This window comes from Flaviflexus huanghaiensis, assembly GCF_014118685.1.
Lineage (GTDB): Bacteria > Actinomycetota > Actinomycetes > Actinomycetales > Actinomycetaceae > Flaviflexus > Flaviflexus huanghaiensis.
Window position 1 is genome coordinate 119,916 of sequence record NZ_JACFAK010000005.1, and the last position, 22,564, is coordinate 142,479.

Consider the following 22,564-nt stretch of genomic DNA (forward strand, 5'->3'; position numbering starts at 1 on the left):
GTGTGATCCACCGCCGCCATGCGCCAGGTCGACAGTGCACGCCCCGCCACAAGCGGCCTCACTGTCGTGACCGACCCCGCCTCCCTCCTCTGTCCTGTTCGCCACTCAGGGCAATAAGATGTTCCTGTGAAGCTGTACCGCGACAAAGGGATTGTCCTGCGCACCCAGAAGATGGGGGAGTCAAGCAGGATCATCACCCTGTTGACGGCCCAGCACGGCAAGGTCCGCGCCGTCGCGAAAGGTGCCCGGCGGACGAAGTCCCGCTTCGGGGCACGGCTCGAGCCGTTTTCGCTTGTCGATGCGCAGTTCTATCGCGGGAAGACACTGGACACTGTCACCCAGGTCGAGTCCGTCCACGCCTACGGCTCCGAGATCGCCTGGGACTACGACCGGTATGTCGCCGGCACTGTCATGCTCGAGACGACCGAGAAGATTGCCTGGGACGAAGGCGAACCCGACATGCAGCAGTACCTGTTGCTCCACGGCGCGCTCAGCGCGCTCGCGAACAACGAACATCGGCCAGACCTCCTCGTCACCGCTTTCCTCCTCAGGTCCCTCGCGCACGCCGGCTTCGAGCTGTCGACCCGTGAATGTGCGTCGTGCGGACAGCCCGGCCCCCATGATTCGTTCTCGGTGCCCGCAGGTGGAACCGTGTGCATGGGGTGTCGACCACCGGGATCCGCCGCGCCCTCGCGTGAGACAGTGACCCTGCTCGGCTCGCTTATCGCCGGCGAGTGGGATGGTGCAGATGATGTGCCCGGCGCGACACGCAGCCAGGCCAGGGCGCTTGCGGCCGGCCACGCCCAGTGGCACCTTGAGCACCGGATCAAGTCCCTCTCCCTCGTCTAGGAGCACCATGCCCAGCCCACAACTGACCATGCCCGGCGTTACCCCGCCGCCGATTCCGGCCGATATGGTGCCCGGCCACGTGGCGATTGTGATGGACGGCAACGGGCGATGGGCGAACGCTCGGGGGCTACCGCGGACCGAGGGGCACAAGACCGGTGAACCGGTCCTGCTCGACATCATTGCTGGCGCGATTGAGATCGGCGTCAAAGAGCTGTCTGCCTACGCGTTCTCGACGGAAAACTGGTCCCGTAGCCCGTCCGAGGTGCGGTTCCTCATGGGCTTCAACCGGGATGTCATCCACCGTCAAAGGGACACACTCCACGAGTGGGGTGTACGCGTGCGTTGGGCGGGTCGCAAGCCCCGCCTATGGCGCTCGGTCATCAACGAACTTGAGATCGCAGAGAACCTGACGAAGAAGAACACCGGTCTTGTCGTCAACATGTGTGTCAACTACGGGGGCCGGGCCGAGATCGCCGATGCTGCTGCGGCGCTCGCACGCGATGCTGCGGCTGGCACAGTAAGGCCTGACAAGATCACCCCCGAGCTCTTTGCTTCCTACCTCTATCAGCCGATGAGTGACATCGACCTGTTCTGGCGAACCGGTGGGGAGAAGAGGCTGTCGAATTTCCTCCTATGGCAGACCGCCTACGCGGAGATTGTCGTGACCGATAAGCCCTGGCCCGAGGTCGATCGTCGCGATCTCTGGGAGGCCATCACCACCTATGCGAAACGTCACAGGCGGTGGGGTGGGGCGGTGGACATGACCGCTGGCGCAGACGACGCGGAATAGGATAGGTCCATGCTTTCTCGACTCGACCTTCGTAGCGGCGTCACTGCCGACGTTCTTGCTTCCTCCCTGCCCCGTGCCGCGCTCGATATCGACGCTGCCCTGGAAGCCGTCCGCCCGCTCGTGCACGATGTGCGGGAACGCGGTGAGGAGGCCCTCCTCGACCAGGCGGAGCGGTTCGACGGGGTCCGGCCGGACACGATTGCGGTTCCCCCGTCAGCGCTGACGGCCGCTCTCGAGAGCATCGACGACGACCTCGTCGATGCGATCACGCTCGCGATTGAGCACGTCCGCATCGGGCATGAGATTCAGATGCCGGAGGAAAAGTCGGTCGAGATTGTTCCCGGAGGCCGGGTGACCCAGCGCTGGATCCCCATGCGCCGAGTCGGGCTCTACGTGCCGGGCGGACTTGCCGTCTACCCGTCGTCGGTCGTTATGAACGCGGTCTGTGCCCAGGTCGCCGGCGTCGAGTCCATCGCCCTCACCTCTCCCGCGCAGAAGGAGTTCGGTGGACTACCCCACCCCACGATCCTCGCTGCCTGTGCCCTTCTCGGTATCGACGAGGTGTACGCGGCCGGTGGCGCTGGCGCGGTCGGCATGTTCGCCTACGGCGCTGGCCCGTGCCAGCCGGTCGACGTCATCACCGGCCCCGGCAACATTTATGTCGCAGCTGCGAAGCGGCTTGTTCTCGGCACCGTCGGCATTGACTCGGAGGCCGGCACAACCGAGATCGCGATCCTTGCCGATGCGACCGCCAATCCGCGTTTCGTCGCGGCCGACCTGCTCTCCCAGGCAGAACACGATCCGGCCGCCGCATCCGTTCTCGTGACCGACTCCGTCGAGCTCGCCGACGCGGTCGATGTCGAGCTTGCCGAGCAGGCGAAGACAACAAAGCATGCCGAGCGGGTTCATGAGGCACTCACAGGTCCCCAGTCCGGTACCGTGCTCGTCTCCTCCGTTGATGACGGCCTTGCCGTCGTCAACGCCTATGGCGCCGAACATCTGGAGATCCACACGGTCGATGCGGAGCGCGTCGCATCCCGTGTCCACAACGCAGGCGCAATCTTCCTCGGTCCCTACACCCCGGTGCCCGCAGGCGACTACCTCGCGGGCTCGAATCACGTCCTCCCCACGGGCGGGACATCGCGCTACAGCTCGGGTCTCAACGTGCACGCTTTCCTCAAGTCCGTTCAGCAGGTTGAGTATTCGAGGGAGGGGCTCGACAAGATCACGGCACCCCTTGTGACCTTTGCGAATGCGGAAGATCTCCCCGCGCACGGGGACTCACTGCAGGTGAGATTCGCATGACAGCAATGATTGCGGGCTGGTAACGGTCACGTTTGCGCTTCCCATCCGCCCGATTCTTGTGGGTATTATCTGTCTCAGCTGTGAAAATGTGTCCTAACCCGAAGAGGAAGCTGTGCTGACAGGATTGATGGTTGCGGCGCTCGTAGGAATTGGCGGCGGCGGCGATTTTGTCGAACCCTCCTATCTTGACGATGTCATCTTCAGCGTGGCGGTACCGACCCGCTCGGAAGCGCCGTCTGCCGTGGAGAATCACGTCGAGGAGTTGATGGACGACTTCGAGATGACGTGGCACGAGGCCTACAGGTGGTACCTCGGCGAGGACAACCGCGAATTTGGCCTCCTTGACGTTGAGCAAAACTTCGCATCGATCTATGAAGGATTTAGTGCGCTCGAAGGCGAGCTGGTTGTCTGGGTATCTTCCCCCGCGAAGTCCGGCGGGATTGTCGCCCTTCTCGGCGAGTACGATGTCGCCGCAGACGTCAGGCTCATGCCCACGGACGCCAAACCAGACCAGGTGGCGTATTCGTTTGTCACCGCGTACGGGTGCGATGAGTACTACGGGGCCGAGCTCAACGAAGAGGAGACGGGTCTCGTCGTCCTCGCGAGATCACAGTACGCGGCGGACGCTGGCCCTGATCGCTTCGGCACCGTGATCGACGGTGTGACCGTCGAGTATCGATACCAAGAGTAAACGGGCGCACCGATAGCGCGCCTGCGCTTAGGAGAAGTTGACCCGAGACCGTCATCGTCCACCCCTCGCTCCAGGTCAGCCCGACAAGTAGGACGTGTCTGCCCGCTATCTGCCCCACGTCAACGAGCGCCGGGTCGAGCCTCAGCTGTGCGGCAAGCCTCTTCACGCGCGATGACGATTCCTCCGGACCGACCACTGGCTCAATGCCGGTCAGCTCGCCGGCATATTCTACGTTCAATAACCTGGCAAGACCTCGCGCCGTGTGAACCGCCAGGACAGGGTGGCTCGGCTCTGGAGCCGCGACGATAGCCCCGATCTGCGTGCGTCCACGAAGCTGGTGCCAGGCGCCGATGACATCGGCGCATGGAGGGCGTAGCTCGACAGGTAAGCCTCTGTCCGGCCCGTCGAGGCATGTGTCGACTGCTTCCCCCAAGCCGATGTCACGCCGATCAGCCAGGGCCTTTCCCGGCAGAAGCCTGGACCCTGCGGGAAGGCGGAGGCCGGAGGGCCACGCGGCATGAGAGGGCAGGTCAACGCCAGCGCGCCAGCGCTCGTTGAGCACGGCCCGAATTCGGGCCTCTCGTACGGGATTCTTCTCAGGTGTGAGGGTGTCGAAGGGAATGATGGTGGCCGCATGATGAAGCGGTTCGCGCGTGGTCGTGAGGAATCCCCGGCTCGCCCCTGTCTCGACATCGTGCGCCGCGGCCTGGTGCTGACCGGGCACGGCCGGCGACAGTGGTGCGGAGCATTCCCGGCATACCTCGGCCATGATCTGAAATGGAATCTCGGAGTCGAGAACGATCTGCACAGGTCCACGCGACGACAGGATCGCGGAAATGAGGGCGGATAACCGCCCGGGCAGAATATCGAGGGCCGACATGACGTGATCGTGCCACGCCGTCCGGTCAGAAAACGACCTCGGACTCACACCGGGTCATCCGCTACAGTAGTGGCCGTGGCAGATGATCTTCCCATTGTCGTCGGCACTGACGGTTCGATCCGCGCACGATACGCGGTTCTTGAGGCAGCCCGGATAGCACGGACCCATTCGCTTCCCCTGCTCATCATCACCGCCCATTCGCCCCTTTTCGCGATCACGTCGTTCGATCCCGAGCCGACCGCCGACGAGATTGAGCGGCTAGAGACCATCCTGTCCGACTCAGAAGACGCGGTCCGCGACCGTTACCACGACGTGTCGATCGAACTCGGGTGGCGCGTCGGCGACCCGTCTGCGGTTCTCATCGAGGCGTCAAAGAATGCGACCGCGATCGTCGTCGGCGCCCGAGGCCAAGGCGCGATGCACCACATGCGAGTTGGCTCAGTGGCGACGAAGGTCGCCACCCTTGCCTACTGTCCGGTCTTCGTCATGAGGTCTGGCGAGTTCAATCCCGATGGTCCCGTAACGGTCGGGCTGGCCCCCGAAGAGACGTCCCTGCGGGCGCTGGAATGCGGGCTCAAGGTGGCAGCGGCCGAGGGCACATCGCTTCGCGCTTTGCGGGCACACCAGCACGAGGCGGCCGGACTGTGCAACATGCTGGAAGGTGAACACAAAGAGTGGTTGCGGGGCGAGATTAAGAACTCGGTCGGGGACACTCAGAAGCAGTTTGATGAGGTCGCGCTTCAGCACCCGGACGTGACCGCCAGCTTCGTCCACATCCAAGCGCACGCCACGGACTCGCTCATCGACGCGTCCCGCATGTCTCGCCTCATTGTCATCGCACCGAATGGTCAGAGCCTGCAGGAAAGGACTCTTGGCTCGGTTGCTCTCGCCGTCCTTCATCACGCGCCCACTGTCCTCGTTGCCCGCTGACGGAGTCCCGCTTCTTCGAGGCGCGGCCTGTCTGGACGCCGGTGTCGGGCGGCGCGGGCGTCTCGTAGAATGTACCGGTGACCATTCCTTACCGCCCTGCCCTTGCTGGCCTTGAACCGTACGGTGCTCCTCAGCTCGATGTGCCCGTGACGCTCAACGTCAATGAGAACCCGTATTCGCCGAGCGAGGAGATGATCGCCGACATCGCCGCAGCTGTTGCCGACGCATCGAGAACCCTCAATCGCTATCCCGATCGGGACTTTACGGCGCTGAGAGCAGATCTCGCCGACTACCTGGCAGCGGAGTCAGGCGTGCGCCTCGACCCTCAACAGGTGTGGGCGGCAAACGGGTCAAACGAGGTCATGCTCCACATCTTGTTGGCGTTTGCTGGTCCTGGCCGGACCGTCATGTCGTTCACCCCGACGTACTCGATGTATGTGGAGTATGCGAGGGACACCTTCTCCCAGTGGGAAACTTTGCCGCGAAAGGACGATTTCTCCCTCGATCTCGACGCGTTGCCCCGTGAGCTCGCCCGTGTCCGCCCCGCCGTCATTCTCCTCGCGAGCCCCAATAACCCGACGGGCACAGCGCTGTCGACCCATGAGCTGACGGCTGTCCTCGAAGCCGCGCGTGGCAATGGACCCTCCGATGCGGCTGGTTCAGACTGCCTCGTCGTCATTGACGAAGCCTACGGCGAATTCCGCAGGGACGGCGTGCCCTCGGCGCTTGAGTTGCTTGCCGATCATGACAACCTCGCCGTGTCGCGGACAATGTCGAAGGCGTTTGGTGCGGCAGGCCTACGCCTTGGCTACCTCGGTGCGGCACAGGCACTCATCGACCAGCTTCGAATCGTCCGGTTGCCCTACCACCTGTCTGCAGTGACCCAGGCGGCGGCGCGGGCGGCGTTGCGGCACTCGACGATCCAGCTGGCACAGATCGCAGCGCTTCGGGACGGCAGAGATATGATCGTTCAGCGACTACATTCGCTAGGCTTAGAGACAGCGCCGACGGACGCCAACTTCGTCATGTTCGGGACGTTCCCGGATCGGAGCGAGATCTTCTCGAGAGTTCTCGAGCGCGGCGTCCTTATCCGCGAGGTTGGCCCCGCCGGCTGGCTCCGGGTATCGGTGGGAACACCCGACGAGAATGAGGCGTTCTTCAACGCACTGGAAGAGGCAATGAGATGAGAACGGCAACAATCAACCGTCAGACGAGCGAATCGACGATCACCCTCACTCTCGACTTAGATGGTGACGGCACGTCGACGATCGACACTGGCGTGCCCTTCTACGACCACATGCTCACGGCACTGTCGCGACACTCTCTCATCAACCTCGACGTCCACGCTCGCGGCGACATCGAAGTCGATGTTCACCACACCGTCGAAGACACCGCTATTTGCTTCGGTGAGGCTCTCCGCGAGGCACTCGCTGACAAGCGCGGCATCCGCCGCTTCGGTGACGCGCTTGTACCGCTCGATGAGGCGCTCGCGAGGGCAGTCGTCGACATTTCCGGGCGTCCCTACCTCGTTCACGATGGGGAGCCGGCAGGCCAGGAGTATCACCTCATCGGCGGTCACTTCACAGGTTCGATGACCCGCCACGTTTTCGAATCCATCGCGTTCCACGCCGGCATCTGCATGCACATTGACGTGATCCGCGGCCGCGACCCGCACCACATCGTCGAAGCGCAGTTCAAGGCCTTCGCACGAGCTCTGCGCACGGCGGTCGAGCCGGATCCTCGGGTCAGCACGGTCCCGTCGACGAAAGGCTCCCTATGAGTGAAAACTCCCGCCGGTACGTCATCGTCACCCCCTTCAAGAAGGTCGATGTCCTTGCTGGTTTTTGCAAGATGAACGGCTTGGACGTGTGGGTCATACCTTCAGCGCAAGGTGCCATGGTCGTCCATGACCTGCCTGTGCCCGTCTTCGATGACTGGGATATATCGGAACTGCTCGGCAGCCGCCCAGCGGACGATGCTGACACGCCCGAGGCTGTCAACACCGCGCCGGACGGAGGGGTAAGTGCGCACCTCGACCCGACGGAGGCTGACACGGACCCGGAGAGGAGCGAGGGCTCTGACCTCGACCCTGCTCCCGGCCAGACGTCGCTCTTCGACGATGACAATGCACCATCGCTGTTCGACAGCGAGAAGCTCTCGTCCCTCTTCGGGGATGAGTCCGTGTCCTCTGTCCCCACACTCGATGACGTGACAGACGCTTCGACGCCAACCGAAACGCGAGAGCCGCAAGTAGATGAGCCAGCGGGCGGTGACGGCGACGAGAGCCCGACGGGGAAAGGCGCCAGCCTGTCCGCTGACGACCGGGACGGGGTAGCGAGAATGCTCGCAAAGCTGTCGCGTGCCGGAGTTCTCGTTCTCACGTCGGAGCTTGGCGAAGATGTTGGTAACGAAATCGGGGTGTCCGGGCTCGTTACCGCGCAGGTTGTCGACTCGACCGGCTTCACGGCCGACACTCCTGCTGGCCTCATTGTGGCCACCGGTGAGCCGATCCTCGAAGATCTCCTGCTGGGAGACGCGTCGCCGGAGGATGTACCGGGTGCGATCCGTTCCGGCAGCATCGACACGTCCGCTATCGAGCGGCTCGCAGGCGGTGCGAAGGACCCTGGCAAGCCCCTGCCCCCTCGCAGGCCCCGCCGCTTCTTCGGCAAGGACTCTTCGTGAAGGTTGTCGTCCTCGACTATGGCTCCGGCAACGTCCACTCTGCCGTTCGAGCACTGGTCGAAGCAGGTGCCGACGTTGAGCTCACCGCCGACCCGAAAAAGGTGATGGCGGCCGACGGGCTCGTCGTGCCTGGTGTTGGCGCATTCGACACCGTCGTCGACCGTCTTCGCGCGCTACGTGGCGATCGGCTCATTGAGCGCCGCATCGCGGGCGGTCAGCCTGTTCTTGGCATCTGCGTCGGCCTACAGGTTCTGTTCGAAGCTTCCGACGAATTCGGTAGCACGAAGCCCGGCCTTGATCAGTTTCCTGGCCGCGTGACGCGGCTCGACTCGCCGATCATTCCGCACATGGGGTGGTCGACCGTCGCAGCCCCGACGGGTTCGGCCCTCTTCCGCGGGATCGAAGATGAACGGTTTTATTTCGTTCATTCCTACGCGGTCCACACCGACCCTGCAGCTGACGCGGACCCGATCTTCTCCCCGCCCCTAGTCTCCTGGTCTGACCATGGCAGCCGCTTCGTCGCCGCCATCGAACAAGGCCCTCTTTCCGCAACACAATTCCACCCGGAGAAGTCCGGTCGCGCAGGAATTACCCTGCTACGCAACTGGCTCTCGACGATTAAAGGACAGTCATGACGACACCACTCCAGCTCCTGCCCGCCATTGACGTTGTCGACGGGAAAGCCGTTCGGCTCCTGCGCGGGGAGGCCGGGACTGAAACCGGATATGGCGAGCCACGGGAGGTCGCGCAGGACTGGATTGCAGGTGGAGCAACCTTCATTCACCTCGTCGACCTTGACGCGGCCTTCGGTCGTGGCGACAACCGCGCCCTTATTCGCGAGATTGTTGCCGACAGCCCCGTCCGCATCGAGCTGTCGGGCGGCATCCGCGACGACGAGAGCCTCAAGGCTGCTCTGGCGGCCGGCGCAACCCGCGTCAACCTGGGCACGGCCGCTCTGGAGGATCCGGAGTGGACCGAGCGTGTCATCAAGGACTATGGGGATCAGATCGCCGTCGGGCTCGACGTCCGCGGACACACTCTCTCAGCACGTGGGTGGACTCGGGATGGTGGGGACCTTTTCCAGGTTCTCGAGCGACTCAACGAAGCCGGCTGTGCACGGTATGTCGTCACTGATGTGAAGAAGGACGGCACCATGGAGGGTCCGAACACGACGCTACTTCGCGAAGTCTGCTCCCGCACCGATGCACCCGTCATTGCGTCCGGAGGTGTGTCTTCGCTTGCTGACCTGAGGGCGTTGCGTGCACTCACGGACGAGGGTGTGGAAGGCGCGATTGTTGGCAAAGCCCTGTACGCAGGGGCCTTCACACTGCCCGAGGCCATCGAGGTGGCGGGTGAGCAGTGATGGGTGGTCATGATCTTCAGGGGAAGCTAACCGGCGGGAACGCGGTCGACAAGCTGCAACCGAACCCGTTCGCGGGCGACGACGGCCGGGTTGACCCGCAACTGGCTGAGGCACTCGAGCTCCGTGAGTTCGCGTCTCGGCTTGAAGCAATCGTCGAGGTTCTGCCGAACGCTCGCGTCATTGTTCCCGTCCTTGCCCACGAGCATCCGGGCCGAACGGACGACGGGGGAGTGGCGAGCCACGCGTCGGCCGACAAGGATCCGTGCAAGGCGGCCGCGATGCTCGCGGTCGAAGCTCCTGACGGGCGGGCGGCTATGCCGATCTTCTCCTCGGTTGAGGCGCTCATGCGCTGGAACCCGAAGGCAAGGCCCGTGCCCGTCCACACGCAGAATGCCGCGATCGCGGCCGTGGCCGAGGCGGATGGTCTCCTTGTGCTCGACCCAGCCTCCGACCGTCCCATGCTGCTGGGCCGGCCCGCCGTCAGCGCCCTCGCGACGGGCGCGTCGTGGACCCCGCCGTGGCGGGACGAGGAGTTGCCGACCGTCGTAGCGCGTGCACTCGCGGGTATTGATGGCCTCAAGGGCCTGCAGATCACTCCGGGCCGCAACGCCGAGACCGCGATCGTCCTCGCAGTCGACGGCGAGGCGAGCCGCGAGGCGGTCGCCGCAGCCTTGGGTGAGGCGAGTAGCAGGCTTGGCGGTGTCGATGAGCTTACGCACCGGCTCGATTCCGTCGAACTCGTACCGGCAAGGGTCGCCACGTAATGAACGCCACTGGTACGGTTGTGGGCGGTTATGCATCGCACAGAGGTAGATGCCACGTCGTCTGATAGACTCTTTGGCGACCGACCGGTCAACGGACCGGGACGCAAGCGGAGAGATCCCACCTGGGTGCCTACGGTACCGGGTTATGAGAGTCACAGTGGGCAGGTGCATGATGCCCGTGACCCCTCTGCTCCGTGCGCGTACACGTCGAGATATAGAGGAGCAATTATCAACGAACCAAGAGTCAATGAGCGGATTCGGGTGCCCAAGGTACGTCTTGTCGGCCCCGCCGGCGAGCAGGTCGGCGTAGTCCGCGTAGAAGACGCACTTCGCCTGGCGCAAGAAGCCAATCTTGACCTCGTCGAGGTTGCACCGAACTCTGAACCGCCAGTTGCCAAACTCATGGACTACGGCAAATACAAGTACGAGGCCGCAATGAAGGCCCGTGACGCACGTCGTAACCAGGTGAATACGCAGCTGAAGGAGATCAGGCTTCGCCTCAAGATCGACACCCATGACTACGAGACCAAGAAGGGCCACGCAGAGCGGTTCCTCAACGGTGGCGACAAAGTCAAGGTGATGATTCAGTTCCGTGGACGCGAACAGTCCCGACCCGAAATGGGAGTCAAGCTCCTGCAGAGAATGGCCGACGATCTGGCAGAACTCGGCACCGTCGAATCACATCCCCGCCAAGATGGCAGGAACATGGTGATGGTCATCGCGCCGATCAAGAAGAAGTCCGAGGCCAAGTCCGACCAGCGTCGCCGCCGCGAAGCGGAGCGCGAAGCGCGTCGGGCCCAGAAGTCGGAGTAGCACTCCCCGCCCGCGGGTCAGTCCCGCGGCCAACGAAAGAGGAAATATCCATGCCTAAAATGAAGCCGCACTCCGGGGCCAAGAAGCGCTTCCGCGTGACTGGATCAGGCAAGATCATGCGCGAGAGGGCCGGCAAGCGCCACCTCCTCGAGCACAAGTCGTCGCGTCGCACGCGCCGTCTGTCGAAGGACCAGCTCGTCAGCCCGGCAGACGCCAAAAACGTCAAGAAGATGCTCGGCCTCTAGGCCACAAAGGAGAAGCAGATCATGGCACGTGTCAAGCGCGCAGTTAACGCACACAAGAAGCGTCGCACCGTTCTCGAGCAGGCCAGCGGTTACCGCGGCCAGCGCTCGCGCCTGTACCGCAAGGCGAAGGAGCAGGTCACCCACTCGTTCGTCTACAACTACCGTGACCGCAAGGTCCGTAAGAACGAGTTCCGCAAGCTGTGGATCACCCGCATCAACGCAGCGGCCCGCGCCGAGGGAATGACGTACAACCGGTTCATGCAGGGCCTCAAGCTCGCCGAGGTTGAGGTTGATCGTCGCATGCTCGCCGAACTCGCCGTCAACGAGCCGTCAGCCTTCAAGGCGCTCGTCGACACCGCGAAAGCCGCGCTTCCCGAGGATGTCAACGCACCGAGGAGCGAAGTAGCCTGAGATTGCACGAGAGGGGCCCGCATGAGCTGGCCCCTCCGTCATATCTAGAGCAATTATGCGCAGATACCACGACACGCTCTCAGGCCAGCTCGTCAAGATCCAGGGCCTTTACCAGGCGAAGAACCGAGCCACCTACTCGCAGGAGATCGCCGAGGGTCCGCAGGCAGCTCGCGAGGCCCTCACATGGGCGGGAGATCGCGTGCGTGACGTCCTCATGACAGAGGAAGCCCTCGACCGCCATCCAGACCTTGCAAGGTTGGCGGAATCGCACTGGACTCACGTGCTCCCCAGCCGCGTGCTGGGTCAGATTACGGGAGACAGTCAGGGCGTCCTTGTCGTTCTCAACACCGCCCCCACGCCATCGATCGAGGACGTTCTCACGGACGCGATGATTGCTGTGCTCGCGGTCGAGATGCAGGACCCGGGCAACGCCGGCACTCTCATACGCACGGCCGATGCTGCGGGCGCCGCAGGAGTCTTCTTCGGCTCAGGATCTGCCGACCCCGCCTCACCAAAGGTCATCCGGTCGGCGGCGGGCTCGACCTATCATCTGCCGATTGTGGGAAGCGCCGATCCACGCACCGTGATCGCTCACGCGAAGAAGCGCGGACTGCAGGTCCTTGCCGCTGATGGGAACGGCGACAAAACGCTTGGGGGGACCGGTCTCGATCTTGGCAGACCGACTCTATGGGTGTTTGGTAACGAGGCTCGCGGCCTCGCCCCTGACCTTCTCACACGAGCCGACGAGAGCGTCGCGATCCCGATTCCGGGCAGATCTGAGTCTCTCAACGTGTCCGCCGCAGCGGCGGTGTGTCTGTACGCGAGCGTGTTCGCGCAGTCGGCGTAGTCGTGAACTACTCTTGACAGCAGAATGAAGGGGCACTGATGGCGAGACGAGCACACGTTGCACTGTGGGGCGCCGGTGCGCTCTTCGCCGGCTCGCAGATGCTGGCCCGCCGGGCTCGAAAGGTGTCCGACCAGCGCCGCCCCTACGCCCGCTTCTGGGAGCGCTCGAACCTTGCCGTCATCGCGAAGCTGGAGCGCAATAGGCGGGCGGGCCTGCCCGACCCCCTCATCTATGTCGCACTCGGCGACTCCGCCGCCCAGAGCCTTGGCGCGACATCGGTGGTCGACGGATATGTTCCGCGGCTCGCTGCCGCATTGGAGGACATGACAGGACGCGACGTCGCTCTCATCAACCTGTCCGTCTCCGGCGCCGTTATCCCGTCCGTTCTCACCCATCAGCTCATGTCCCTCAAGGGCCTCGAGCGCCACGACGACATCGTTCCCGACATCGTCACGTGCGAGGTGGGCGGCAATGACGTGAGCTATCGTCTCGACAGCCCGACAATGGCGGAATTCGTCGAGTCGCTGACGTCAGCCCTGCCCCGCGGCACCTACATCGCGGACGTCCCCAGTTTTGGGCCGACGCCGCACGGACGCAGGGCGCGAGAGATCTCCGAGCTCATGAGAATCTATGCCGATCGTGACGGCCACTACCTCGTTCCACTTGAAAACTTCACGTCCGGGCTTTCGCTGTCGTCGTACCTCTTCAGCTACCACTCCTCGGATTTCTTCCACCCCAACACACACGCTTATCAGCACTGGGCTCAGCTGTGGGTGGACACGATCGCTCCCATCATGGATCTCCCCACGGTTGATGTGGCCGACGTTGCCGCGTTCCAACCCTGGGCTTAAGCTCCCCGCCCACGCATTGTCACGTGGCGGGTTCATGCCCGGCGAACAGCCGGGCTCTCGCGGTCAGGCCACCTCGCCTGACGATCACACGTAAGGAGACTCAGTGTCGCAGCTCTTCAGCCCCATCACAGTCGGTGGGGTGACTGTTCGCAACCGGGCGTGGATGTCGCCGATGTGCCAGTACTCGGCAGAACCATCCGGGGCAGAGATGGGTAGGCCCCATGACTGGCATGGTGTTCACTACGCGTCTCGCGGCTGGGGCGGAGTCGGCGCCGTTATCGTCGAAGCGACCGCCGTCACGGCCGACGGCAGAATCTCCCCGTTCGACCTGTCTCTCCATAGCGATGATCAGATCCCGTCCTTCACTCGCCTCGCCGACCTCATCCGGTCGACCGGCGCGGTACCCGGTATGCAGCTTGGTCATGCGGGACGCAAGGCGTCGGGCCCACGCCCGTGGGATGAGCCGGCTCTCCTCTATCCGGCATCCTCCGACATCGGCTGGCAGCCGGTCGCACCATCGGCGATCCCATTCTCCGGCCTGTATGAAGACCCCCGTGAGCTGACCGGAGATGAGATTGAGGGTGTCATCGAGGCCTTCGCACAGGCCGCGCAAAGGGCCGTTGAGGCGGGCTTCGAGATCATCGAACTGCACGGTGCCCACGGATACCTCCTGCACCAGTTCATGTCGCCACTGTCGAATACTCGCACGGACCGCTGGGGCGGCGAGAATCGGACGGCTTTCCCCCTTGAGGTGATCCGGGCGGTGCGACCGCACGTCCCGGGGGCTCTCGCAATCCGCGTGTCAGCGACCGACTGGTGTGAGTTTGTCGGTGATGAGAGGACCGGATGGTCCGTGGCGGACACCGTCTCCTTCGTTCGTGAGGCGAAGAAGCTCGGACTCGACTTCGTCGATGTGTCCTCTGGCGGCAACATTCCCGACATCAAGGTTCCAGCGGGCCCCGGATATCAGGTTCGCTTCGCTCGGGACCTCGCCGAGGCTGGGGTACCCCGCAGCGCTGTTGGCCTTATTACTGAAGCTGTCCAGGCCGAGCAGATTATCCGCGAGAGCGCAGACGTTGCCATGCTCGGCAGGATTCTCCTCTCAGACCCGTATGTGCTGCAGGCGTGGCGTACCCGGCTTCGTGAGAAACCGGACGTCGCCCAGCCCTACCATCGCGGCCTTCTTCGCAGCTAACTCTCAGGTCGCGCGAGGCATGAGGCGAGGGGTGGGAGCATGTCAACGCTCCCACCCCTCGCCATGTCAGCTTGTCGTGCTGTGGCTCAGGCAGCGCGTGCCTGAGCACGGACTAGTTGGCGGCGCCGCGGTACAGGACGTCGACGAGTTGCTCGATGTTCTCTTCCACTGCCCTCGTTGCCGCGACCGTCAGTGGCGAGAACGTATACGTGTCGGGCGTCTGCTCGAGGAGTTGTTGCACGGCTTCGAGTGCCGCCTTATCGGCGTACGTGTAGTAGTTAATCTTCCGAACGCCGCGTCGGATGCACTCGATGTATTCTGCTTCGCTCAGGCCGGACCCGCCGTGCATGACAATCGGCACGCCCGTGCGTTCCCGGAGCTCAGTGATGAGGTCGAAGTTGAGGTGGGGTTCGGCCTTATAGAGGCCGTGGACAGTGCCAAACGAGCAGGCAAGTGCAGTCACGCCCGAGGCCCGGACAAACTCCTCCGCCATCTGCGGGTCGGTGTACATCATGCTCGGATCCGATGACGTGGCCTCGGACCCGTCCTCGCGGCCCGGCATGACACCGAGCTCGGCCTCGACCCCGTAGCCGTATTCGTTCGCGAGAGCGACAACGTCCCGAGTGACCTTGAGGTTGTCTTCGTAGGGCATGCGGGAGGCGTCGATCATCGCCGAGTTGAAGCCAACGTCGAAGCCGCGCTTGACGTAATCGAAGGTCTCCCCGTGGTCGACGTGGACGACGAGGGGAGCACTCGAGCGCTGTGCAAGGTCGACCATCACAGGGCCGATGTCCTCGATCGCGTTGATCACCTCATGGACCTCGGCGTGCTGAATGATGACGGGAACCTGTCGTCGCTCAGCCACTCGCACCGTCGCCAACAGCATCTCGTAGGTCGGCGTGTTGATGGCGGCGATGCCGCAATTGTTCCTCTCAGCGTAGTCGAGGGCTTCCTTGAGGCTGATCAGCATGGTGGCTCCTTTGCATTCGGCGGCTACGGCGCCGCCACTCGGATCAGTCTATGCCGGTTCTTCGAGGCCGACTGGGAGGTCGGTCCCGAATGTGCGGGGGTGGGCACCGCGCCCGCGATCGGTCGTGTCGGGCTGGGGCGCGGGGCGTGAGGACCGATCGACGGCGAATGTCAGCGCGGGATATCGAATGCACGCAGGGCTTCGAGGGATGCTCGTGCGTTTGCGATGGGTCCCTCACGTGCCGCGGGCTCCCGGGTAAGCATGATGTCTTGTTCGAGGACGTAATATCCGCTGAAACCAGCTGCGTCGAGCGTCGCGACGATCGCTGCGAAGTCGACATCGCCCTGGCCGACAGGGGCGAACATGCCAGCCCTGACGGCCTCGCCCCACGTGAGCTCGCCCGCGATGAGCCGGTTGGCAATCGATGTGTCGACGTCCTTGGCGTGAACGATGGAGACCCGGTCGGCGTACGTCCTCGTCAGCGCGACGACATCGGCTCCGCCGCACGTGAGGTGTCCAGTGTCGAGGCACAGCCCAACGGACGTATTGTCGAGGACCCTGCGGACCTCATCGACGTTCTGCACCATCGTGCCCCAGTGCGGGTGGATGCAGGCATCGACACCGCGCCGCTCACATGCGTGAGCGATCCGGTCGATATTTTTCACCAACGTTGACCATCCCGCCTCATCGAGAACCGGGCGATCGTCATAGTTGGTCCTGCCGGAATCCGCGGCGAGCACGAGACACGATCCGCCCGCAACCTCGAAGGCATCGAGTTCCTTCTCAACATCGGGTACGGGGTCACTATCCGGGTCGTGCATGATCGCGAGGAAGAAGGAGCCGACCGCTTCGAGATCGTGCCGGGCAATAATCTCAGCCCGCTTTTCGGGTTCGGACGGCAACCAACCGGGTGGTCCGAACTCGGTTGCGGTGAGACCGATCTGCCGCATCTCTGACAGAACCCGGTCAGGCGACATCTGGTGGCCCCATGCGGGTACCTCGCATACCCCCCACGTGATTGGGGCTCCTGCGATGTTCATGTCGTCTCCTTGCGAGCTGGGGCTGTCACAGTGTCAAGATCAGAGCGAGATGATGGTACCGGTTCGCGCTGACCTGTCGGCTGCCTCTGCAATCTCGAGGGCCCGCCGACCGTCCTCAATCGTCGGGTCCGGTGTGCGGCCTTCAGCCAATGCCAGCAGAAACTCATCAAGCTCACGCCTATAGGCGTCTTCGTAGCGGCTGAGGAAGAAATCGAGATAGGGGTCCTGAGCGTCGGTCGAGTCCGCCGTCGACACCCGTACGGTTGTCGGGCGCACGTTGTCGGCGTTGAGGGTACCGTTGCTCCCAAAAACCTCAAGGCGCTGGTCATAGCCAGCGGCACAGTGCCTCGAGTTCGTGATCGTCGCTGTCCGGCCCTCGGAGTTCACGAGGGTGACGATGGCGCCATCGAAGTCGCCCGTCTGCTCAAGCGCCGGGTCAAGGTTCTGGCCGATAGCGACGACGGAAACGATGTCGCCGAGGAAGTGGCGCGCCATGTCAAAGTCGTGGATCGTCATATCCTTGAAGATCCCACCCGATGTCGGGATGTAATCCATGGGGGGCGGGGCAGGGTCACGAGAAATGATCGTGACCTGCTCGACGTCGCCGATGACTCCGGCCTCGACGAGATGGTGAAGACGAGCGAAGGACGGGTCGAATCTCCGGTTGAAGCCGATCATGACCGTCGCGTCGAGCCCGGCGAGCTCCGCTTCGAGCGCGTCGACGTGACCAAGATCAGCGGCGACCGGCTTCTCGCATAGCACCGGCCTGCCTCGGCGGGCGGCCGCGACAATATGCTCGGGGTGGTACGCGGTGGGGGAACACACGATGACGGCATCGACCTCGTCGAGCAGGTCGTCGATTGATTCTGTCGGTCGGCCCCCGTAGGCCTGGGTGAACGCCGTTGCGGACGAGAGCGACGGCTCCATAACCGCGGCGAGCTCCGTATTCGGATGATGCAGCACCGACCTCGCATGTACGTGGGCGATGCGGCCGGCTCCGATGATGCCAATCTTGATCACGTCATTAGCCAATTCTCTCGACGGTGGGACACGATAAGCATAGGCGCGCGCGGCCCGCACGCGTACGTGCCACATCGTGATGTCCGGCCACGTCTCCACGTTAGATCGACCGGTCCACCCGGTCAATCATTTGTTCTAACAAATACGGGGTCAGGACGCTCGGCAGGTCCGGAGGTGTTAGTCCGCGACGAGTGGGATGGTGATGTTGTACTGGGAGGCGTCGTACACGTGCTTACCGAACTCAACGACCTCGCCGGAGACGCTGTAAGCCGTGCGCTCAATCGTGAGGAGCGCCGCTCCGGTCTCGATGCCAAGCAACGTCGCTTCCCGGTGGTTAGCGACCCGAGCCCCGATTGTCTGCGCCCCGGTCGACAGCTTGACCCCGCGCTCCGACAGGCAGGCGTACAAACCCTTACGCGACAGCTCCGTGAGGGTTGGCGCGACCGCTGCGGGTATCGTGTTGTGCATAATTCCGAGCGGTCGGTCGTTGATTGACCGCAACCTCTCGATGGTGACGACTTCGTCGCCGACATCGCATGCGAGCATCGCCGCCTGGCCTTCGTCAGCAAGTTGAACCTGGTACGAGAGAACCTCCGTGTGGGTGACAAAGCCCGCTGCCTCAAGGTCTGCGTTAAGCGAGGTGAGGCCAATCTGGCGATGAACGTGCGTGGGTGTCACCCTCGTGCCCACCCCGCGTCTGCGCACGAGAAGTCCGCTACTCACGAGCTCCTGGAGGGCGCGTCGTGCCGTCGGGCGCGACACAGTGAGCCGTTGGGCGAGCGACACCTCATCCTCAATGAGACGGCCCGGCTCAATGACACCTGACATGATGAGCTTTGTCAGGGGAGCGGCAATCTGTTGATACAGCGGCGTCGCCGAGCTGCGGTCCAGTGCAATGTCGGCAACGTACGGGGTATCAGAGCTGGCGGGCGCAATGGACATGCTTCCTCGTGTGCGGGGCGGGTTCACGTTACATTAAGCACACACGAGCGAGCTTTGTAAAGTCCGTCAAGCGCCAATTTGCCGTGCTCTGAGCAACGGTGCGGACAATTGACTAAACATTAGCTGTCGCAGATGATGGGAAGTGCCCTGTCGACGAGGTAAGGAGCCGCCGTGACCGTTGACGTTCTCACAATGGGCAGATGCGGGGTGGACATTTATCCCCTTCAGACCGGCCTCGGCTTGGAAGAGGTCACAACCTTCGGGAAATTCCTCGGCGGATCGCCGACTAATGTCGCGGTCGCGGCTGCACGGTTAGGGCACTCGGCGGCCACCGTCACCGGCGTCGGCAACGATCCATTCGGACGCTTCGTCCGTTCTGACATGAGACGGCTCGGGGTTTCCGATGAGTACGTCATCGTCACCGACCTCAACACGCCCGTCGTCTTTTGCGAGATCTTTCCGCCGGATAACTTCCCTCTCTATTTCTACCGTCAACCCTCGGCGCCTGACCTGCAACTGACGGCCGCCGACATTCCAGAACATGCGGTGCGGGATGCGAAGGTCTTCTTAATCTCCGGTACAGGACTGTCGGAAGAGCCGTCGCGTTCCGCCCACCACCACGCGCTAAAGGTGCGTGGCGGCGCCCGATGGACCATCGCCGATCTCGACTATCGGCCCATGTTCTGGGAGAGTCCAGAAACTGCCTCTCGCGAAATTTCCGCCGTACTTGAACGCGTCAACGTCGCTGTCGGCAACCTCGAGGAGTGCGAGGTCGCTGTCGGTGAGAGCGAGCCTGATCGAGCAGCCGATGCGCTGCTCGATCGCGGCATCGACCTCGCCATCGTCAAACAAGGCCCACGAGGCACGCTCGCCAAGACAGCCGATGAGCGGGTCGACATCCCCGTCATGCCGGTCGACGTCGTGAACGGACTCGGTGCGGGCGACGCCTTCGGTGGTTCGCTGGCTCACGGACTCATCATGGGCTGGGACCTGGCGCGCACTATCGAGTTCGCATCCGCCGCTGGCGCCATCGTCGCGTCGCGGCTTGAGTGCTCGACCGCCATGCCCTACGAGAATGAGGTCCTCGACCTCATCGGCCACAACCGACGTTGAGGCCGTAGCGCAGACATCATGCCGAGGATGTGGAGAGAACATGAAGGACAACGACACATACGTCATCAGGGCAAACGAGACGGCCGAGGGCCCCTACGACACGGTCATCACCACTGCCCGCGCCGGCTGGGAGTACTGCATGCTGCGGGTCGCGGCGCTCGGGGCGGGCGACGAGATCGAGGTGGAGACTGGGGAGACAGAGCTTCTCGTTCTGCCGCTGTCCGGTGCCGCACATGTCACGATCGACGGTGCAACCTATGAGCTTGCTGGTCGCGAATCCGTCTTCACCGACATCACCGACTACCTCTACGTCCCGCGGGGGACGAGCTTCCTGCTGAGGGCGACGAGCGCCGGACGGTTTGCGCTGCCAGCGACGAAAGCGTGGAAGGACCTGCCTGTCCGGCTCTGCCCGCGCTCCGAGGTGACGACCAGCATTCGCGGACGCGGAATCATGACCCGTCAGGTGAACAACTATGCGCTCGGAAACCGGGTCTAGACATCCCGTCTGCTCGTGTGCGAGGTGCTGACTCCCGGCGGCAACTGGTCTTCCTACCCGCCGCATAAGCACGATGAACACACGGACGTCGAGCGGGAACTTGAAGAAATTTACCACTTCGACATCCGAGGTGGCGGCCCCGACAGCACGCGTGACGGATTCGGTCTCCAACGCGTCTACTCATCAGGGAAGGATATCGACGTCTGCGCCGAGGTCCGCTCGGGCGATACGGTGCTCGTCCCCTGGGGTTATCACGGCCCATCCGTAGCTGCCCCCGGCCACGACATGTATTACCTCAATGTCATGGGCGGACCCGCGGAAGATGCGAGGTGGCTCATGACCGACGATCCCCACCACACGTGGCAACGGCAGGCGTGGGAAGGGGACGATATTGACCCCCGCGTGCCGTTTACTGCCCTCAACGAGGAGAACTGACATGGAGACTGTTCGGCTCACAGTCGCGCAGGCGACGATTCGCTTCCTCGTCAACCAGCACGTCGAAAGAGATGGCGTGACTCAACGGTTCTTCGCTGGCGCCTTCGGTATCTTCGGCCATGGAAACGTCGCCGGGATTGGGCAGGCCCTCCTCCAAAACGAGATCGACCCGATTCCGGATGGCGGGTCGATTCCGTACGTCATGCCGCGCAACGAACAGGGGATGGTTCACGCGGCTACCTCCTACGCGAAGGCGAAAAACAGACTCCAGACGATGGTGTGCACCTCCTCCATCGGGCCCGGCGCGCTCAACATGGTGACCGGCGCCGCAGTCGCCACGACAAACCGGTTGCCCGTGCTCCTTCTTCCTTCCGACCAGTTCGCCACCCGCATTCCCGACCCGGTCCTGCAACAGGTCGAGAACTCCCAGACGCTTGACACGTCGGTCAACGACGCCTTCCGACCCGTCTCCGTCTTCTTCGACAGGATCAACCGGCCCGAGCAACTCGTGCCCTCCCTCATGCAGGCGATGAGGGCCTTAACTGATCCGGCTGACACCGGCGCCGTCACCATCGCCATGCCGCAGGATGTTCAGGCTGAGGCCTACGACTTCCCCGCCTCCGCATTTGCAGAGCGTGTGTGGCACGTACGCCGAACCCCACCGGACGTAGCGGCTCTCGACCGCGCCCTCACCCTCATAAGAGCAGCGAAGAGGCCGCTTGTCATCGCTGGCGGCGGCGTCACCTACTCCGATGCCTCCGAAGCTCTCCGCGCCTTCGCAACCGCGACCGGAGTGCCGGTCGCGGACACCCATGCGGGCAAGGGCGCGATGAACTTCGACAGCCCCCAGTCTGTTGGCGGAGTCGGATCGACCGGCGCCGCGTCAGCCAATCACCTCGCGGAGGATGCCGATCTCATTATCGGCATCGGAACCCGCTACTCTGACTTCACGACCGCATCCCGCTCCCAGTTCAAAAACCCGACGGTTCAGTTCCTCAACATCAACATCAAGCCCTTCGACGCCGTGAAGAATGGGGCGGAGATGATGGTGGCAGATGCTCGAGAAGCGCTGACGGCGCTCGCCAATGCGCTCGCGGACTGGCATGTTTCCGATGAGTACGCGAAGAAGATCGCGGAGGAGCGCGTGGCGTGGGCGAAGGTGACCGACGCGTGCTACAAGACTCGACATCACCCCGTGCCCGCCCAAACCGAGGTGTTCGGGGCACTGAACGACATGATGGGTGATAAGGACGTCCTCATTAATGCGGCTGGCTCCATGCCCGGGGATCTTCAGGCTCTCTGGCGGGCGCGTACGCCCGATCAGTATCACGTTGAATACGCATTCTCAGCTATGGGGTACGAGATTCCGGCGGCGATGGGAGTGAAGATGGCGCTCCCCGAATCCGAGGTTGTCGCCATCGTCGGTGACGGCACGTATCAGATGCTCCCGATGGAGCTTGCCACCATTGTCCAGGAGCGGCTCAAGGTCATTATCGTCCTCCTGCAAAATCACGGATTCGCCTCTATCGGCGGGTTGTCGGCGGCCGTGGGTTCGCAACGCTTCGGCACGCGATACCGAATGGGGGGCGGCTCGCACACGGGCGATGGAGAGTTCGTCCCGGTCGATATTGCGAAGAACGCTGAATCGTGGGGACTCACCGTGCTCAAGGTCACGACGATCGACGAATTCAAGGATGCCTTCCGTTCCGCTCAGGCGGCGCCGCGGGCGATGATGATTTACATCGAGACGAGCCCGGATGGTCCCAATCCGCCGAGTAGTTCGTGGTGGGACGTCCCGGTCTCCCAGGTGTCTCGCATCGAGTCGACGACGTCCGCGTACACGGCATACGAGGCCGCTAAGCGCGAGCAGCGATGGTATTGAGACGAGGCTGGATCATTGGGCACGCACGATGTCGCGTCCGCACAGATCGG

General features: G+C 63.3%; 23 protein-coding genes and 1 pseudogene. 20 read left to right on the forward strand and 4 right to left on the reverse strand.

What is annotated here, in order from left to right; genetic code table 11:
• Positions 1-126: 126 nt before the first annotated feature.
• From recO to H7E91_RS05395, 17 genes are all read left to right on the forward strand, one after another.
• Positions 127-849, forward strand: coding sequence for a DNA repair protein RecO (gene recO, locus H7E91_RS05315; RefSeq protein WP_182354058.1), 723 nt, complete (start codon positions 127-129; stop codon positions 847-849).
• A 7-nt stretch (positions 850-856) separates the two neighbouring features.
• Positions 857-1,639 carry an isoprenyl transferase gene (locus tag H7E91_RS05320; RefSeq protein WP_182354059.1) on the forward strand — a complete coding sequence of 261 codons (783 nt, stop codon included), beginning with the start codon at positions 857-859 and terminating at the stop codon, positions 1,637-1,639.
• Positions 1,640-1,648: 9 nt separating this feature from the next.
• Positions 1,649-2,944: a histidinol dehydrogenase gene (gene hisD, locus H7E91_RS05325; protein WP_182354060.1), complete on the forward strand. Its 1,296-nt coding sequence runs from the start codon at positions 1,649-1,651 to the stop codon at positions 2,942-2,944.
• A 112-nt stretch (positions 2,945-3,056) separates the two neighbouring features.
• The gene (locus H7E91_RS05330) at positions 3,057-3,635 is read left to right on the forward strand and encodes a hypothetical protein (protein ID WP_182354061.1); all 579 of its coding nucleotides are present in this window, start codon (positions 3,057-3,059) and stop codon (positions 3,633-3,635) included.
• 955 nt (positions 3,636-4,590) lie between these two features.
• Positions 4,591-5,445 carry a universal stress protein gene (locus tag H7E91_RS12095; RefSeq protein WP_182354062.1) on the forward strand — a complete coding sequence of 285 codons (855 nt, stop codon included), beginning with the start codon at positions 4,591-4,593 and terminating at the stop codon, positions 5,443-5,445.
• 77 nt (positions 5,446-5,522) lie between these two features.
• Positions 5,523-6,632, forward strand: coding sequence for a histidinol-phosphate transaminase (locus H7E91_RS05340; protein ID WP_182354063.1), 1,110 nt, complete (start codon positions 5,523-5,525; stop codon positions 6,630-6,632).
• Positions 6,629-7,225, forward strand: coding sequence for an imidazoleglycerol-phosphate dehydratase HisB (gene hisB / locus H7E91_RS05345; RefSeq protein ID WP_182354064.1), 597 nt, complete (start codon positions 6,629-6,631; stop codon positions 7,223-7,225). The genes H7E91_RS05340 and hisB overlap by 4 nt, the downstream gene beginning before the upstream one ends.
• Complete coding sequence (locus tag H7E91_RS05350) at positions 7,222-8,127, forward strand: hypothetical protein (protein WP_182354065.1); 906 nt, start codon at positions 7,222-7,224, stop codon at positions 8,125-8,127. Before hisB ends, H7E91_RS05350 begins: the two co-directional genes overlap by 4 nt.
• Positions 8,124-8,762: an imidazole glycerol phosphate synthase subunit HisH gene (hisH, locus tag H7E91_RS05355; RefSeq protein WP_182354066.1), complete on the forward strand. Its 639-nt coding sequence runs from the start codon at positions 8,124-8,126 to the stop codon at positions 8,760-8,762. The genes H7E91_RS05350 and hisH overlap by 4 nt, the downstream gene beginning before the upstream one ends.
• Positions 8,759-9,490: a bifunctional 1-(5-phosphoribosyl)-5-((5-phosphoribosylamino)methylideneamino)imidazole-4-carboxamide isomerase/phosphoribosylanthranilate isomerase PriA gene (priA, locus tag H7E91_RS05360; RefSeq protein ID WP_182354067.1), complete on the forward strand. Its 732-nt coding sequence runs from the start codon at positions 8,759-8,761 to the stop codon at positions 9,488-9,490. The genes hisH and priA overlap by 4 nt, the downstream gene beginning before the upstream one ends.
• Positions 9,490-10,254, forward strand: coding sequence for an SseB family protein (locus H7E91_RS05365; RefSeq protein ID WP_182354068.1), 765 nt, complete (start codon positions 9,490-9,492; stop codon positions 10,252-10,254). The genes priA and H7E91_RS05365 overlap by 1 nt, the downstream gene beginning before the upstream one ends.
• Before the next feature lie 228 nt (positions 10,255-10,482).
• Positions 10,483-11,067 carry a translation initiation factor IF-3 gene (infC, locus tag H7E91_RS05370; protein ID WP_479682477.1) on the forward strand — a complete coding sequence of 195 codons (585 nt, stop codon included), beginning with the start codon at positions 10,483-10,485 and terminating at the stop codon, positions 11,065-11,067.
• Between the two features lie 50 nt (positions 11,068-11,117).
• Positions 11,118-11,312, forward strand: a complete 195-nt coding sequence (rpmI, locus tag H7E91_RS05375) for a 50S ribosomal protein L35 (protein ID WP_182354070.1) — start codon at positions 11,118-11,120, stop codon at positions 11,310-11,312.
• 21 nt (positions 11,313-11,333) lie between these two features.
• The gene (rplT, locus tag H7E91_RS05380; protein WP_182354071.1) at positions 11,334-11,723 is read left to right on the forward strand and encodes a 50S ribosomal protein L20; all 390 of its coding nucleotides are present in this window, start codon (positions 11,334-11,336) and stop codon (positions 11,721-11,723) included.
• 55 nt (positions 11,724-11,778) lie between these two features.
• On the forward strand, positions 11,779-12,570 hold the full coding sequence (locus H7E91_RS05385; RefSeq protein WP_182354072.1) for a TrmH family RNA methyltransferase: 792 nt from the start codon (positions 11,779-11,781) through the stop codon (positions 12,568-12,570).
• 38 nt (positions 12,571-12,608) lie between these two features.
• Positions 12,609-13,421: an SGNH/GDSL hydrolase family protein gene (locus H7E91_RS05390; RefSeq protein ID WP_182354073.1), complete on the forward strand. Its 813-nt coding sequence runs from the start codon at positions 12,609-12,611 to the stop codon at positions 13,419-13,421.
• A 103-nt stretch (positions 13,422-13,524) separates the two neighbouring features.
• Positions 13,525-14,616, forward strand: a complete 1,092-nt coding sequence (locus H7E91_RS05395; RefSeq protein WP_182354074.1) for an NADH:flavin oxidoreductase/NADH oxidase — start codon at positions 13,525-13,527, stop codon at positions 14,614-14,616.
• A 112-nt stretch (positions 14,617-14,728) separates the two neighbouring features.
• On the opposite strand, the gene H7E91_RS05400 is transcribed toward H7E91_RS05395, so the two are convergent.
• From H7E91_RS05400 to H7E91_RS05415, 4 genes are all read right to left on the reverse strand, one after another.
• Positions 14,729-15,586 (reverse strand): class II fructose-bisphosphate aldolase, encoded by an 858-nt coding sequence (locus H7E91_RS05400; protein ID WP_182354075.1) that lies wholly within the window; start codon positions 15,584-15,586, stop codon positions 14,729-14,731.
• A gap of 170 nt (positions 15,587-15,756) precedes the next feature.
• Positions 15,757-16,626, reverse strand: a complete 870-nt coding sequence (locus H7E91_RS05405) for a sugar phosphate isomerase/epimerase family protein (RefSeq protein WP_182354076.1) — start codon at positions 16,624-16,626, stop codon at positions 15,757-15,759.
• A gap of 39 nt (positions 16,627-16,665) precedes the next feature.
• Positions 16,666-17,646, reverse strand: coding sequence for an inositol 2-dehydrogenase (iolG, locus tag H7E91_RS05410; RefSeq protein WP_182354077.1), 981 nt, complete (start codon positions 17,644-17,646; stop codon positions 16,666-16,668).
• A 177-nt stretch (positions 17,647-17,823) separates the two neighbouring features.
• Positions 17,824-18,588 (reverse strand): GntR family transcriptional regulator, encoded by a 765-nt coding sequence (locus H7E91_RS05415; RefSeq protein ID WP_182354078.1) that lies wholly within the window; start codon positions 18,586-18,588, stop codon positions 17,824-17,826.
• 171 nt (positions 18,589-18,759) lie between these two features.
• Between H7E91_RS05415 and iolC the strand changes: the two genes are divergently transcribed.
• The 3 genes and pseudogenes from iolC (at position 18,760) to iolD (ending at position 22,514) form a co-directional block, all read left to right on the forward strand.
• Positions 18,760-19,701: a 5-dehydro-2-deoxygluconokinase gene (iolC, locus tag H7E91_RS05420; RefSeq protein WP_338401743.1), complete on the forward strand. Its 942-nt coding sequence runs from the start codon at positions 18,760-18,762 to the stop codon at positions 19,699-19,701.
• Between the two features lie 40 nt (positions 19,702-19,741).
• A pseudogene (gene iolB, locus H7E91_RS05425) lies at positions 19,742-20,632 on the forward strand (5-deoxy-glucuronate isomerase).
• A gap of 1 nt (position 20,633) precedes the next feature.
• Positions 20,634-22,514 (forward strand): 3D-(3,5/4)-trihydroxycyclohexane-1,2-dione acylhydrolase (decyclizing), encoded by a 1,881-nt coding sequence (gene iolD / locus H7E91_RS05430; protein WP_182354079.1) that lies wholly within the window; start codon positions 20,634-20,636, stop codon positions 22,512-22,514.
• Positions 22,515-22,564: the final 50 nt, after the last annotated feature.

What these genes read in the sequence shown, in the direction of transcription:
- priA (WP_182354067.1), top strand. Translation starts at nt 8,759, where the DNA reads ATGACGACACCACTCCAGCTCCTGCCCGCCATTGACGTTGTCGACGGG.
- hisB (WP_182354064.1), top strand. Translation starts at nt 6,629, where the DNA reads ATGAGAACGGCAACAATCAACCGTCAGACGAGCGAATCGACGATCACC.
- H7E91_RS05405 (WP_182354076.1), bottom strand. Translation starts at nt 16,626, where the DNA reads ATGAACATCGCAGGAGCCCCAATCACGTGGGGGGTATGCGAGGTACCC.
- H7E91_RS05350 (WP_182354065.1), top strand. Translation starts at nt 7,222, where the DNA reads ATGAGTGAAAACTCCCGCCGGTACGTCATCGTCACCCCCTTCAAGAAG.
- H7E91_RS05415 (WP_182354078.1), bottom strand. Translation starts at nt 18,588, where the DNA reads ATGTCCATTGCGCCCGCCAGCTCTGATACCCCGTACGTTGCCGACATT.
- iolD (WP_182354079.1), top strand. Translation starts at nt 20,634, where the DNA reads ATGGAGACTGTTCGGCTCACAGTCGCGCAGGCGACGATTCGCTTCCTC.
- H7E91_RS05385 (WP_182354072.1), top strand. Translation starts at nt 11,779, where the DNA reads ATGCGCAGATACCACGACACGCTCTCAGGCCAGCTCGTCAAGATCCAG.
- H7E91_RS05320 (WP_182354059.1), top strand. Translation starts at nt 857, where the DNA reads ATGCCCAGCCCACAACTGACCATGCCCGGCGTTACCCCGCCGCCGATT.
- H7E91_RS05365 (WP_182354068.1), top strand. Translation starts at nt 9,490, where the DNA reads ATGGGTGGTCATGATCTTCAGGGGAAGCTAACCGGCGGGAACGCGGTC.
- hisD (WP_182354060.1), top strand. Translation starts at nt 1,649, where the DNA reads ATGCTTTCTCGACTCGACCTTCGTAGCGGCGTCACTGCCGACGTTCTT.
- H7E91_RS05390 (WP_182354073.1), top strand. Translation starts at nt 12,609, where the DNA reads ATGGCGAGACGAGCACACGTTGCACTGTGGGGCGCCGGTGCGCTCTTC.
- H7E91_RS05400 (WP_182354075.1), bottom strand. Translation starts at nt 15,586, where the DNA reads ATGCTGATCAGCCTCAAGGAAGCCCTCGACTACGCTGAGAGGAACAAT.
- rplT (WP_182354071.1), top strand. Translation starts at nt 11,334, where the DNA reads ATGGCACGTGTCAAGCGCGCAGTTAACGCACACAAGAAGCGTCGCACC.
- rpmI (WP_182354070.1), top strand. Translation starts at nt 11,118, where the DNA reads ATGCCTAAAATGAAGCCGCACTCCGGGGCCAAGAAGCGCTTCCGCGTG.